Here is a 12,565-nt window from a genome sequence, read left to right as displayed (position 1 = left end):
GCCAAAACCTCCGTGCTCCGTACTGCGGTGCGGATCTCTTCGGGCCGCCGGGCGGGGCTCACTGGACCATCTTCGCCCGTACGGACTGCGGTGCGAGCCTCTTCGGGCAGCAGCAGGGCGGGGCTCATCGGATGTCCACGTCGCTTTCCAGCAACTGGCGCGCCACGATCAGGCGCATGATTTCGTTCGTCCCCTCCAGGATCTGGTGCACGCGCGCATCGCGCAGCAGCCGTTCCAGCGGAAATTCCCCCAGGTAGCCGTAGCCGCCGTGCAGCTGCAGCGCCTCGTTGACGACCGCGAAGCCCACGTCGGTCGCGAAGCGCTTGGCCATGGCGCAGTAGGTGCTGGCGTCGGCCTGTCCGGCGTCTAGCCTGCTGGCGGCCAGCCGCACCATCTGCCGCGCGGCGACGAGCTCGGTCACCATGTCCGCCAGCTTGAACTGCAGCGCCTGGAAGCTGGCCAGCGGCTTGCCGAACTGCCGGCGCTCGTGCAGGTAGCGCCGCGCCGCGTCCAGCGCGCCCTGGGCCGCCCCCACGGAGCAGCTCGCGATGTTGATGCGTCCCCCGTCCAGGCCCTTCATCGCGATGCGGAAGCCTTCGCCCTCGGCACCCAGCCGGTGATCGGCCGGGATGCGCACGCTGTCGAAGGCGATGGCGCGCGTGGGCTGGCTGTTCCAGCCCATCTTGTGCTCTTTTTTGCCGTAGGTGATGCCGTCCGCGTCGGCCGGCACGGCGAAGGCGGAGATGCCGCCCGCGCCCTCGCCGCCGGTGCGCGCCATCAGCACCAGCACGTCGGTGGCGCCGGCGCCGGAGATGAAGGCCTTGCCGCCGTCGATCACGTAGCCGTCGCCCCGCCGCGTGGCCCGTGTCGCCAGGCTGCCGGCGTCGGAGCCCGCGCCGGGCTCGGTCAGGCAGTAGGAGGCGAGCTTGCGGCCGCTGCTCAGGTCCTGGCCCCAGCGTGCGTGCACGGCGGCCGTGCCCCAGGTGCCCAGCATCCAGGTCGCCATGTTGTGGATGGTGATGAAGGCGGTGGTCGAGGGGTCGACGGCCGCCATCTGCTCGAACACCAGCGTGGCGTCCAGCCGCGGCAGCGCCAGGCCGCCGATGCATTCGGGCGCGTACAGGCCGCAGAAGCCGAGTTCGCCGGCCTTGGCGATGGCCTCGCGCGGGAAGACGGCTTCACGGTCCCACCGCGCCGCGTGCGGCGCCAGCTCGTTCCGGGCGAACGCGCGTGCGGTGTCGGCGAAGGCCTGCTGGTCGCCGGAAAGCTCGAAGTCCATGGGCCGGAGCCTACTTCAGGGAGATCGTGGTGTTGACGCCCGGGGAGACGGTGTCGTCGTCGAACCAGCGCGCCGTCACCGTCTTGGTCTGCGTGTAGAACAGCACGACCTGCTTGCCGTACGGGCCCAGGTCGCCGAGCTTGGAGGCGCGCGAGCCGGTGAACGAGAACAGCGGCACCGGCACCGGGATCGGCACGTTGATGCCGACCTGGCCCACGTCGATCTCCTCCTGGAACTTGCGCGCCGCCGCGCCGGACTGCGTGAAGATCGCCGTGCCGTTGCCGTTCGGGTTGCGGTTGACCAGGCCGATCGCTGCGTCCAGATCGTCGGCGCCGGCTACGCACAGCACCGGGCCGAAGATCTCCTGGTCGTAGATCGCCATGCCGGGTGCGACGCCCGAGAAGATGGTCGGGCCGATGAAATTGCCCTGGCCGTAGCCCGGCACCACGGGCTTGCGGCCGTCCAGCTCCAGCGTCGCGCCGTCGGCCACGCCGCGCTCGATCAGGCCGGTCACGCGCTCCAGCGCGGCGCGGGAGACCAGCGGGCCCACGTCCACGCCCGGCTCGGTGCCGGCGCCGATCTTCAGGGTCCTGGCCTTCTCGACGAGGTCGGGGATCCACTGCCGCGCCGCGCCCACCAGCACGGCGACCGACACCGCCATGCAGCGCTGGCCCGCCGCGCCGAAGGCGGCGCCGGCCAGCGCGTTCAGCGCCTGCTCCTTGTTCGCGTCGGGCATCACGATGGCGTGGTTCTTGGCGCCCATCATGCATTGCACGCGCTTGCCGGCCAGGCTGGCGCGCTGGTGGACGTGGGTGCCGACCCTGGTCGAGCCGACGAAGCTGATGGCCCGGATGTCCGGGTGGTCGCAGAGGGCGTTCACCGCGTCCTCGCCGCCGTGCACGACGTTCAGCACGCCGGGCGGGATGCCGGCTTGCAGCGCCAGTTCGCACAGGCGCATGGTCACCATCGGGTCCTGCTCCGAAGGCTTGAGCACGAAGGTGTTGCCGCAGGCGATCGCCATCGGGAACATCCACAGCGGGATCATGGCCGGGAAGTTGAACGGCGTGATGCCGGCGCACACGCCCAGCGGCTGCAGCAGCGTGTAGGTGTCCACGCCGCCGGCCACGTTGTTGGCCAGTTCGCCGAGCTGCAGGCTGCCGATGCCGGCGGCATGCTCCACCACCTCCAGGCCGCGGAATACGTCGCCCTCCGCGTCCGGCAGCGTCTTGCCCTGCTCGGCCGTCAGCAGGGCCGCGAGCTCGGGCATGTGCTCGCGGATCAGCTGCTGGTATTTCAGGAAGATCCGCGCGCGCGTGCCGATCGCGGTCTTGCGCCAGGTCTTGAACGCGGCCTGGGCCGAGGCCACGGCCGCGTCGATTTCCTCCGGCGTCGCGAACGGCACGCGCGCCAGCACCTCCTGCGTGGCCGGGTTGACGACGTCGCGCCACTGCGTGCTGCGCGATTCGACGAACCGGCCGTCGATCAGCAGCTTGACGCTGGGGACCGCCGGCGCGGCGGTGGGGGAGGGCAGTGCGGACATGACGTCTCCTGGAGAGGGATGGGCGGTACGCCTCTGGCGGTCAACGATGCTACATGTGCAAATTCTTGGAGCAATAGACAGGAAAGCCCTTGCACTCTGCAGATTTGCACGATGCTCGGCGCCCATGGGCTGGGGCCCTCTGCGCTCTTTCCTGGAACTGACGCGCACGCGCAAGCTCGGCGCTGAGGCATGCCGGCTCGGCGTCCGGCACACCACGGTGGCGCGGCGCCTGCACGCGCTGGAGCAGAGCATCGGCACGCTGGTGTTCACGCGGACCGGCGGCGAATACCAGCTCAGCGAAGTCGGGCGCCGCCTGCTGCCGCACGCCGAGGCCATGGAGGGCGCCTGCCGCGCGATCGAGGGCACGGCGCCGCAGCGGGCGGGCCGAACTGGCGGGCGTGGTGCGGACCGGCGCGACCGAGGGCTTCGGCACCATGGTGCTGGTGCGCTTCGCAGCATCCACGCTGGTGATCGACCTGCTGGCCGTGCCGCGCAACGTGAACCTGTCCCAGCGCGAGGCCGACATCGTGGTGTCGCTGGAGTGCCCGGCGCGCGGCAACGTGATCGCGGTCCGGCTATGCGACTGCATGCTGCGCCTGTACGCCGCGCCCGGCTATCTGGCGCGCCATCCGCCGATCCGCAGCGAGGAGGATCTGCAGAAGCACGTCTTCATCAGCGACATCGACGACCTGCTGTTCAGCAAGGAACTGCGCTATCTGGCCGAACTGTGCCGGCCCCGGCGCTACGCGCTGCGCAGCACCAGGCGGTGCTGTCGGGCGCCGGCATCGGCGTGCTGCCGGCCTTCCTCGTGCACGGCGACGCGCGGTTGCAGCCGGTGCTGCCCGCACAGGTTAGCTTCGTGCGCGCCTTCTGGATGTCGATGTTGTCGCCGGAGAGCCGCGGCCTGCACCGCATCCAGGCGATCTGGGTGGCATTGCGGGGCATGGCGGCGGACGCGGGTCTGTTGGTGCCGGTCGAAGGAGGGCGATCCATGTGACCTCTGCCCCATAGGGCATGGTGCGGCTCGTTCTTTGGGCGCCCCACACGTTGCAGCGTCCGGCGCGATACGCCTGGACGAAAAAAAACCCGCCGAAGCGGGTTTTTTGCAGCACGAAGTGGATTACTTCTTGCTTTGGCGACGGCGCAGGGCGCCAACGCCCAGCATGCCCACACCCATCAGGGCCAGAACGCCCGGCTCGGGGACGGGAGCTGCGCTGTCGCCGAACAGGTTGGCCGTGCCAGACATGTCGGTCACGTCGCTGTTGCCACCCTGATGGGGGAACGACAGCGATGCGGTGAACCGGAAGTCGTGGTCGACGCCTTGATAGGTTTGGCTGTCCGTATTGAAGTACGTTGCTGCCAGACCACCGACGACATCCAGGTAACCCAGGCCCGACAGCGTGCCACCCACGTTGCTACCCAGGAAGTTCGCGGTGTTCGCCAGGTCAAGCCACAGTTCGCCGTTGCCGGTATTCGCCCAGGTCAGGCTGTTGTAGTCGGCAGCGTTCGTGATTTCCGCAGCCCCGACGTAGAACCGCACGGAACCACCGTTGTAGGTGATGGTGTCACCCACGCCAGGCACGACGCTCTGGCCCACGGGCATGAAGCCGCTGAACTGGAACGTCACTTCGCAGTTGGCGGCGGCGCAGAAGTCGGTCCTGCCATTGATTGCCGTCAGGACGCCGAAGCCCGTCAGTTCGCCCGTCTGGGCGTTGATGAACTGGCGCATGTTGACGGTTTGCCCGGAGAAATCCGTCGGCGCATCCGGATTCCAGGTGACGCCGCCAACCGTAACGGGGGCTGCATACGAAGCGCTCAGGCCGAGGCCCAGTGCGGTGCCGGCCAGCAGGCTTTTGAAAGAAATCTTCATCACTACTCCTTGTCTAAAAACCATGGAGCCCTTGCCCCACGCCCAACCACATAAGCAGATCGCGTGCCAGCCGTCGAAAGCTCGGTAACTATTTGATCTTCATTGGAAAAAATCCGGCTCCCCAATCGTTCGTTTTTTGTGTGTAAAGAATGGCGACAGCGTGCAATGCGCGGGTTCGTCCGTCCGCGGCGGGTTGCCGGCATGCATGGCTCCCTGGTCGCAGGAGCGACAGGGAAGGACGAGGACTCGATACATGCCTGTCGCGGATGCCATTTCGGTGGCGACCGAATCGTTGCAGGAACCGCGCGTTCCACGGCGTGCGCACAGCCCCTCGCTAGAATCCCGCGCCGGGATGCCGCGTGCCTGCATGCCCGCTCGCCCTTCCTCTTTCGTGATCTCGACAGGTCGTCCTTGCGCCTCACCTCCATCAAGCTGGCCGGCTTCAAGTCCTTCGTCGAGCCCACGAATTTCATGCTACCGGGGCAACTGGTCGGCGTCGTGGGGCCGAACGGCTGCGGCAAGTCGAACATCATGGATGCCGTGCGCTGGGTGCTGGGCGAGAGCAAGGCCAGCGAGTTGCGCGGCGAGTCCATGCAGGACGTGATCTTCAACGGCACGACCGCGCGCAAGCCGGCCAGCCGCGCCAGCGTGGAGCTGGTGTTCGACAACGCCGACCACCGCGCCGGCGGGCAGTGGAACCAGTTCGCCGAGATCGCCGTCAAGCGGGTGCTGACGCGCGACGGCACCAGCAGCTACTACATCAACAACCAGCCGGTGCGCCGCCGCGACGTGCAGGACGTGTTCCTGGGCACCGGCCTGGGCCCGCGCGCCTACGCCATCATCGGCCAGGGCACGATCAGCCGCATCATCGAATCCAAGCCCGAGGAACTGCGGCTGTTCCTGGAAGAGGCGGCCGGCGTGTCCAAATACAAGGAGCGCCGGCGCGAGACCGAGAACCGCCTGTCCGACACGCGCGAGAACCTGACCCGCGTGGAAGACATCCTGCGCGAGCTGAATGCCAACCTGGAGAAGCTGGAGAAGCAGGCCGAGGTCGCGCAGCGCTACCACGGGCTGCAGGCCAGCGCCACGTTGAAGCAGCACCAGCTGTGGTTTCTGAAGCGGGCCGACAGCGAGGCCGACCAGGCCCGGGTGCGTGCCGAGGTGGCCGAGGCGCAGACGGCGCTGGAGGCGCGCGTGGCCGACCTGCGCCATGTCGAGGCCGAACTCGAATCCATCCGCCAGGCGCACTACGCGGCGGGCGACCAGGTGAACCAGGCGCAGGGCAAGCTGTACGAGGCCAGCGCCGAGGTCGGCCGGCTGGAGAGCGAGATCCGCTTCGTCGTCGAAGGCCGCCAGCGCGTGGAGCAGCGGTTGGCCACGCTGAAGGAGCAGGCCGGCCAGTGGGGCGTGCGCAGGCAGGAGGCCCAGGCCGAGATCGAACGGCTGGCGGCCCAGGGCGAGCAGGCCGAGGAGGCCGCCGAATTGCTGGGCGCGCAGGTCGAGGAGCAGGCGGCGCGCCTGCCGGACCTGGAAGACGCGCTGCACCGGGCCCAGGCCCAGGCGAACGCCCAGCGGACCAGCGTCGTCCAGGTGCAGCAGCAGATCCAGGTGCTGGCGGCCGAGCAGCGCAGCATCGACGAGCAGTCGCGCCAGCTGAACCAGCGGCGCGAGCGCCTGGTGGCCGACCAGCGCGCGCTGGCCGCGCCCGACGAGGTGCGGCTGGCCCAGCTGCAGGCGCAGCTGGCCGAGGCGCAGGAAGCTTCCGCCGTGGCCGACGCTCGGCTGCAGGAACTGCAGGACAGCGTGCCGCGGCTGGACGAAGAGCGCCGCGCGCGGCAGCAGGCTGTCAATGCCGAATCCGCGCGGGAGGCGGACCTCTCGGCCCGGGCCGAGGCGCTGAAGGCGCTGCAGGAGAAGGTCCGCACCGACGGCAAGCTGGTGCCCTGGCTGGCCCGGCACGGGCTGGACGGGCTGCAGGGCATCTGGAGCCGGCTGCACATCGAGCAGGGATGGGAGAGCGCGCTGGAAGCCGCGCTGCGCGAGCGCCTGGGCGGGCTGGAAGTCTTCCGGCTGGACGTGGTCAAGGGCTTTCTCGGCCAGCAGGGCCGCGAGGGCCCGCCGGCGAAGCTGACCTTCTACGCGCCGCCCGCGGCCGGGGCGGCCGAGGGCGAGGCGCGGCTGCCGCGGCTGCTGGATCTGCTGCGCTGTTCCGACGCCACCCAGCGCGCACTGCTGGCCGACTGGCTGCACGGCTGCTACACGGCCGCGACGCTGGAAGAAGCCCTGGCCCAGCGCGCCCGGCTGCAGCCGGGCGAGGCCATCTACGTGCGCGAGGGCCACGCCGTCGGCGCCCACAGCGTCAGCTTCTTCGCGCAGGATTCGGAACAGGCCGGCCTGCTGGCCCGCGCCCAGGAGATCGAGAACCTGGACAAGCAGCTGCGCGCGCAGGCGCTGGTCGGCGAAGCGTCGCGCAGCGCCCTGGTGCGCGCCGAGGCCGCCTACGCCGATGCCTCGCAGCGCCTGGCCGCGGCGCGCCGCGAGGCCGCCGACGCGCAGAGCGGCTGCCACGCGCTGCAGGTCGAGACGCTGCGCCTGAGCCAGCTGGCCGAACAGACGCGCGAGCGCAGCGCCCGGCTCGGCGACGACCTGGCCGAGGTCGATGCCCTGCTGGAGGAGCTGCAGGAGCGGCGCATCGCCGCCGAGGCCCGCTTCGAGGAACTGGACCTGCAGCTGGCCGACAGCCAGGAGCGCCACGCCCAGCTCGACGAGCGCGTGATCGAGGCCCAGCGCCGGTTGAACGAATCGCGCGAACAGCAGCGCAGCCTGGAGCGCCAGGCCCAGGAGGCCCAGTTCGCCCACCGCAGCCTGGGCGCGCGGCGCGACGAACTGGCCCGCTCCATCGCGATGGCCGACCAGCAGACCGCCTCGCTGCAGGACGAGGAGCGGCGCGCCCGCGACGAGCTGTCGCGCCTGTCCGACGCCGCCGCCCAGGCCGGGCTGCAGAACGCGCTGGCGCTGAAGCTCGAACGCGAGGCCGCGCTCGGCGCCCAGCGCAGCGCCTACGACGACCTGACGCTGCGCCTGCGCGCCAGCGACGAACGCCGGCTCAAGCTCGAGCGCGAGCTCGACCCGCTGCGCCAGCGCATCACCGAGCTGCAACTCAAGGAGCAGGCCGCGCGCCTGGGCCTGGAGCAGTACGAACAGCAGCTGGCCGATGCCGGCGTGGACATGGCCCGGCTCGCCCAGTCCATCCTCGAGGGCAACGTGCGCCTGGCCGGCCTGCAGGCCGAGATCGACCGCCTGCACCGCGAGATCGCCGCGCTGGGCGCCGTGAACCTGGCGGCGCTGGAGGAGCTGGGCGCCGCGCGCGAGCGCAAGCAATTCCTGGACGCCCAGATGGCCGACCTGCAGGAAGCCATGACCACGCTGGAAGACGCGATCCGCAAGATCGACAACGAGACGCGCGAGCTGCTGTCGGGCACCTTCGAGACCGTCAACGGCCACTTCGGCCGCATGTTTCCGGAGCTGTTCGGCGGCGGCAATGCCCGGCTGGTCATGACCGGCGAGGAGATCCTGGACGCCGGCGTGCAGGTCATCGCCCAGCCGCCCGGCAAGAAGAACCAGACCATCCACCTGCTGTCCGGCGGCGAGAAGGCGCTGACGGCCATCGCGTTGGTGTTCGCCATCTTCCAGCTCAACCCGGCGCCGTTCTGCCTGCTCGACGAGGTGGACGCGCCGCTGGACGACGCCAACACCGAGCGCTATGCCAAACTCGTGACCAGCATGAGCCGCGAGACGCAGTTCCTGTTCATCAGCCACAACAAGATCGCCATGGAGATGGCGCAGCAGCTGATCGGCGTGACCATGCAGGAGCAGGGCGTCTCGCGCATCGTCGCCGTGGACATGGACTCGGCGCTGTCCATGGCCGAGTCCTGAACCCCATTCTTTCCAGATACGAACAAGAGGAATCCCGATGAGCAGCACGCTGCAGATCGGACTGGCCGTGGCGGGTGGCGTGGTGCTGGCCGCCGTCGTGGCGCACGGCGCCTGGTCGTCGCGCCGCAACGCGCCGCGCCGTCCCGATCCCGTGGCCGAACCGGCCCTGCCACCCGAACCCGGTGCCGGCGACGAGCGCCGCGAGCCGGCCTTCGACGACGGCCTGCCGCTGCCGGCCGCGCCCGAGCGCCGCCCCGCGCTGGACGGTCTGATCGACGTGATCGCGCCGATCGCGCTGGAGTCGCCCGTCTCCGGCGACGCCGTGCTGGCCGCGCTGCCGGCCACGCGCCGCGTGGGCAGCAAGCCGTTCGGCGTCGAAGGCCGCAACGCCGCCACCCAGCAGTGGGAGGCGCCGCAGGCCGGCCAGCGCTACGAGGCGCTGCAGGCCGGCGTGCAGCTGGCCAACCGCACCGGCGCGCTCAACGAGATCGAGTTCTCCGAATTCGTGATGAAGGCCCAGGCCTTCGCCGATGCCGTCAACGGCGCGCCCGAGTTCCCGGACATGCGCGAGCAGGTGGCGCGCGCGCGCGAGCTGGACCAGTTCGCCAGCGCGCACGACGCGCAGCTCAGCTTCACGCTGCGCGCGCGCAACGCCGCCTGGAGCCCCGGCTACCTGCACCAGCACGCGGCCCGGCTGGGCTTCGTGCCCGGCCTGATCCCTGGCCGCATGGTGCTGCCGGCGGCCACGCCCGGCCTGCCGCACGTGCTCGGCCTGGCCTTCGACCCGCAGGCCGCGCTGTCCGACGACCCGGACCACGCCGCCATCCGCGTCGTCACGCTGACGCTGGACGTGCCCCAGGTCGGCCGCGCCGAGCAGCCCTTCGTGCGCATGCGCGAGGCCGCCGCGGCCCTGGCCGAGGCGATGGACGGCGTGGTCACCGACGACGCCTCGCGCCCGCTCGCGCGCGAGGCCATGGACGTGATCGGCGCCGAGCTGGAACAGCTCTACGACACGCTGGACGCGCGCGAACTGTCGGCCGGCTCGGCGCTGGCGCGCCGGCTGTTCAGCTAGCGATGAAACCACCCCCGTTCGGCCGGCGGAACGCCATGTGGCCGCCCCATACCTCCTCGACGGGGCGCCGCCAGCGGCCGGGCCAAGCCCGGCTGCGGCGCCCCGCCGGCATGGCCTGCTCCGCGGCCGTTCGACCCGCGGCCTGCGGCCCCCGTCGCATGCACTGTGGTCGGCGCGCCGTGCCATGGATAGAGAAATGACCGTGCCCGACCTCGCGGAGCAGGCGCAGCAGCTGCGCGCGCTGCTGCGCCACCATGCCCACCGCTACTACGTGCTCGACGACCCCGAGGTGCCTGACGTCGAGTACGACCGCCTGTACCAGGCGCTCGAGGCGCTGGAGGCCGCGCATCCCGAGCTGGTCACGGCCGATTCGCCCACGCAGCGCGTGATCGGCGCCGTGCTCGACGGCCTGGCGCCGGTGCGCCACGCCGTGCCCATGCTGTCGATCAAGACCGAGACCGACACCACGCCGGCCGGCGCGCTGAAGTTCGACACCACCGTGCGCAACGCGCTGAAGCTGCCGGACGACGCGCCGCCGCTGGCCTACGCCTGCGAGCTCAAGTTCGACGGCCTGGCCATCAGCCTGCGCTACGAGCAGGGCGAGCTGGTGCAGGCCGCCACCCGCGGTGACGGCGAGACCGGCGAGGATGTCACCCACACCATCCGCACGATCCAGGCCATCCCGCACTACCTCAAGCGCGTGACCGCGCCGGTGCTGGAGATTCGCGGCGAGGTCTTCATGCGCCGCGACGACTTCGAGGCGCTGAACGAGCGCCAGCGCGCCGCCGGCGCCAAGACCTTCGTGAATCCGCGCAACGCCGCCGCCGGCGTGGTGCGCCAGCTCGATGCCGGCATCGCCCGGCAGCGCCCGCTGAGCTTCTTCGCCTACGGGTTGGGCGAGGTGCAGGGCTGGGAGCTGCCGGCCACGCACGCGGGCGTGCTGGCCGCGCTGGCGGCGCTGGGCGTTCCGGTCGACGCGCACCGCGACGTCGTGCAGGGCGCGCAGGGCCTGGCGGACTTCCATGCGCGCATCGCCGCAGAGCGCGACGGCCTGCCGTTCGACATCGACGGCGTGGTCTACAAGGTCGACGACCTCGCGCTGCAGCGCCAGCTCGGCTTCAAGTCGCGCGAGCCGCGCTGGGCCGTGGCCCACAAGTACCCGGCGCAGGAGCAGGTCACCCGGCTCAACGGCATCGAGATCCAGGTCGGCCGCACCGGCAAGCTCACGCCGGTGGCCAAGCTGGAGCCGGTGTTCGTCGGCGGCACCACGGTCAGCAACGCCACGCTGCACAACCTGTTCGAGCTGCGGCGCAAGCGCGTGCGCATCGGCGACCGGGTGATCGTGCGCCGCGCCGGCGACGTGATCCCCGAGGTCGTCGGGATCGTCGCCCCCACGCTCGGCACTGACGTGTCCTCGCTGCCCCCCGAGGGGGCGCGTTTCGCCTTGGGGCGGCCCGGCGGCGAAACCGTTCCCCCGCGGGTTCCGTACGTGCCCAACTTCCGCATGCCGCGGCACTGCCCGGTTTGCGGCAGCGACGTGGTGCGCGAGCGCGGCGGCATGGACCACCGCTGCTCCGGCGGCCTGTTCTGCCCGGCGCAGCGCAAGCAGGCGCTGCTGCATTTCGCCGGCCGGCGCGCCATGGACATCGAGGGCCTGGGCGACAAGCTGGTGGACCAGCTGGTCGACGGCGGCCTGATCCGCACGCTGCCCGAGCTGTACAAGCTCGGTGTCGGAAAACTTTCCATGCTCGAACGCATGGCCGACAAGAGCGCGATGAACCTGGTGCAGGCGCTGGACGGCAGCCGGAGCACTACGCTCGGCCGCTTCCTGTACGCGCTCGGCATCCGCCACGTCGGCGAGTCCACGGCCAAGGACCTGGCCCGGTACTTCGGCCGGCTCGACCCCATCATGGACGCGACGATCGAGCAGCTGCTGGAAGTCGACGACGTCGGCCCCGTCGTCGCGCAGAGCATCCGCACCTTCTTCGACCAGCCGCACAACCGCGAGGTCGTGGAGCAGCTGCGCGCGGCCGGCGTGCACTGGCCCGAGTCCGACGGCCTGGCCGCACAGCGCGTCGCGCTGCCGCTGGCCGGCAAGACCTTCGTGCTGACCGGCACGCTGCCGACGCTGACGCGCGACGAGGCCAAGGAGCGGCTGGAAGCCGCCGGCGCCAAGGTGGCCGGCTCGGTCTCCGGGAAGACCGACTACGTGGTCGCCGGCGAGGAAGCCGGCAGCAAGCTAGAGAAGGCGCAGCGGCTCGGCGTCGCCGTGCTCGACGAGGCGGGCATGCTGGCCCTGCTGGCGCCGCAGGTCCCATGACCGTCCGCGACATCCTGAAGATGGGCGACCCGCGCCTGCTGCGCGTGGCCCGGCCCGTACCGGCGTCCGCGTTCGATTCCGACGCGCTGCACCTGCTGGTCGCCGACCTGTTCGAGACCATGCACGCCGTCAACGGCGCCGGCCTGGCCGCGCCGCAGATCGGCGTGGACCTGCAGGTCGTCGTGTTCGGCAGCGGCCAGAAGAACCCGCGCTACCCGGACCGGCCGCTGGTGCCGGTCACCGTGCTGTGCAACCCGGTCATCACGCCGCTGTCCAGCGACGAGGAGGAAGACTGGGAAGGCTGCCTCTCGGTGCCCGGCCTGCGCGGCGTGGTGCCGCGCTGGTCGAAGATCCGCTACACCGGCCTGGACCCCTACGGCGACGCCATCGACCGCAGCGTCGACGGCTTCCACGCGCGCGTGGTGCAGCACGAGTGCGACCACCTGATCGGCAAGCTCTACCCGATGCGCGTGCGCGACTTCAGCCGGTTCGGCTTCACCGAGGTGCTGTTCCCCGGCATCGCCTCGGACGAGGACGACTGACGCGCG

General features: G+C 70.7%; 8 protein-coding genes and 1 pseudogene. 6 read left to right on the top strand and 3 right to left on the bottom strand.

Annotated elements, in window-relative coordinates:
- Positions 1–124 precede the first annotated feature (124 nt).
- Both QM782_RS00260 and QM782_RS00255 read right to left on the bottom strand, forming a co-directional pair.
- On the bottom strand, positions 125–1,279 hold the full coding sequence (locus tag QM782_RS00260; protein WP_415200936.1) for an acyl-CoA dehydrogenase family protein: 1,155 nt from the start codon (positions 1,277–1,279) through the stop codon (positions 125–127).
- A 10-nt stretch (positions 1,280–1,289) separates the two neighbouring features.
- A complete protein-coding gene (locus tag QM782_RS00255; RefSeq protein ID WP_415200935.1) occupies positions 1,290–2,819 on the bottom strand; it encodes a CoA-acylating methylmalonate-semialdehyde dehydrogenase in 1,530 nt (509 codons plus the stop codon).
- On the opposite strand from QM782_RS00255, the pseudogene QM782_RS00250 reads away from it, so the two are divergent.
- Together QM782_RS00250 and QM782_RS00245 are read left to right on the top strand one after the other, a co-directional pair.
- A pseudogene (locus QM782_RS00250) lies at positions 2,818–3,069 on the top strand (hypothetical protein); the annotation flags it as partial. The gene QM782_RS00255 and the pseudogene QM782_RS00250 overlap by 2 nt on opposite strands.
- 477 nt (positions 3,070–3,546) lie before the next feature.
- The gene (locus QM782_RS00245; protein WP_415205717.1) at positions 3,547–3,816 is read left to right on the top strand and encodes a hypothetical protein; all 270 of its coding nucleotides are present in this window, start codon (positions 3,547–3,549) and stop codon (positions 3,814–3,816) included.
- 123 nt (positions 3,817–3,939) lie between these two features.
- Here QM782_RS00245 and QM782_RS00240 read toward each other — a convergent pair whose 3' ends face one another.
- On the bottom strand, positions 3,940–4,689 hold the full coding sequence (locus tag QM782_RS00240) for a PEP-CTERM sorting domain-containing protein (protein ID WP_415200934.1): 750 nt from the start codon (positions 4,687–4,689) through the stop codon (positions 3,940–3,942).
- A gap of 411 nt (positions 4,690–5,100) precedes the next feature.
- On the opposite strand from QM782_RS00240, the gene smc reads away from it, so the two are divergent.
- From smc to QM782_RS00220, 4 genes are all read left to right on the top strand, one after another.
- Positions 5,101–8,625 (top strand): chromosome segregation protein SMC, encoded by a 3,525-nt coding sequence (gene smc, locus QM782_RS00235; RefSeq protein WP_415200933.1) that lies wholly within the window; start codon positions 5,101–5,103, stop codon positions 8,623–8,625.
- Between the two features lie 37 nt (positions 8,626–8,662).
- The gene (locus QM782_RS00230) at positions 8,663–9,697 is read left to right on the top strand and encodes a cell division protein ZipA C-terminal FtsZ-binding domain-containing protein (RefSeq protein WP_415200932.1); all 1,035 of its coding nucleotides are present in this window, start codon (positions 8,663–8,665) and stop codon (positions 9,695–9,697) included.
- Between the two features lie 196 nt (positions 9,698–9,893).
- Positions 9,894–12,017, top strand: coding sequence for an NAD-dependent DNA ligase LigA (gene ligA / locus QM782_RS00225; RefSeq protein WP_415200931.1), 2,124 nt, complete (start codon positions 9,894–9,896; stop codon positions 12,015–12,017).
- On the top strand, positions 12,014–12,559 hold the full coding sequence (locus QM782_RS00220; protein ID WP_415200930.1) for a peptide deformylase: 546 nt from the start codon (positions 12,014–12,016) through the stop codon (positions 12,557–12,559). The genes ligA and QM782_RS00220 overlap by 4 nt, the downstream gene beginning before the upstream one ends.
- Positions 12,560–12,565: the final 6 nt, after the last annotated feature.

The organism is Pseudorhodoferax sp., assembly GCF_047601025.1.
In the GTDB taxonomy this organism is placed as follows: Bacteria; Pseudomonadota; Gammaproteobacteria; order Burkholderiales; family Burkholderiaceae_C; genus Pseudorhodoferax.
This window is presented reverse-complemented; position numbering and strand designations above follow the sequence as displayed.

What these genes read in the sequence shown, in the direction of transcription:
- QM782_RS00260 (WP_415200936.1), bottom strand. Translation starts at nt 1,279, where the DNA reads ATGGACTTCGAGCTTTCCGGCGACCAGCAGGCCTTCGCCGACACCGCA.
- QM782_RS00255 (WP_415200935.1), bottom strand. Translation starts at nt 2,819, where the DNA reads ATGTCCGCACTGCCCTCCCCCACCGCCGCGCCGGCGGTCCCCAGCGTC.
- QM782_RS00240 (WP_415200934.1), bottom strand. Translation starts at nt 4,689, where the DNA reads ATGAAGATTTCTTTCAAAAGCCTGCTGGCCGGCACCGCACTGGGCCTC.
- QM782_RS00230 (WP_415200932.1), top strand. Translation starts at nt 8,663, where the DNA reads ATGAGCAGCACGCTGCAGATCGGACTGGCCGTGGCGGGTGGCGTGGTG.
- ligA (WP_415200931.1), top strand. Translation starts at nt 9,894, where the DNA reads ATGACCGTGCCCGACCTCGCGGAGCAGGCGCAGCAGCTGCGCGCGCTG.
- QM782_RS00220 (WP_415200930.1), top strand. Translation starts at nt 12,014, where the DNA reads ATGACCGTCCGCGACATCCTGAAGATGGGCGACCCGCGCCTGCTGCGC.